Annotated in this window: 1 protein-coding gene; it reads right to left on the minus strand. The window is 71.5% G+C overall.

The features are described 5' to 3' along the window. On the minus strand, positions 1-617 hold a 617-nt coding region (locus AC1RKE_RS16060), incomplete at both ends, for a methyl-accepting chemotaxis protein (RefSeq protein WP_492897496.1).

A 617-nucleotide genomic window follows, 5' to 3' on the forward strand; every position in this document is an offset into this window, starting at 1 on the left:
GCCTGTTGGGCGGGCGCGGCGCCGCCGCGGCCCAGGGTCTTGAGGGCTTGGACCATGCGGTGGGCCGGCTTGGCCAGTGCGGAAGGCGCCGGCGCGGTGGCGCGGGTCGGGGCGGGGGCGGCGACGACCTGGGCCGCTGAGCCGACCTTGAACCGGGCCACCGAGGCCTGGAGCGACTGGGCCTCCTGGGCCAGAGAGTGGCTGGCCGCGGTCGATTGTTCGACCATGGCGGCGTTCTGTTGCGTGACCTGGTCCATCTGGTTGACGGCCGTATTGACCTCGGCCAGGCCGATCGCCTGTTCCTGGGCCGAGGCCGCGATTTCCGACACCAGTCCGTCGATCTCGGCGACCCGGTCGACGATCCGCTGCAGGGCCTCGCCGGTCTGGCCGACCAGTTTCACCCCCGAACCGACCTGGGTGCTGGAGGTCGAGATCAGGGTCTTGATCTCCTTGGCGGCCTCCGCCGACCGCTGGGCCAGGGCGCGGACCTCGGAGGCCACCACCGCAAAGCCGCGACCGGCCTCGCCCGCACGGGCCGCCTCGACCCCGGCGTTCAGGGCCAGGAGGTTGGTCTGGAAGGCGATTTCGTCGATGACGCCGATGATCTGGCTGATCTG

The organism is Brevundimonas sp. GW822-FHT03E11, assembly GCF_058801445.1.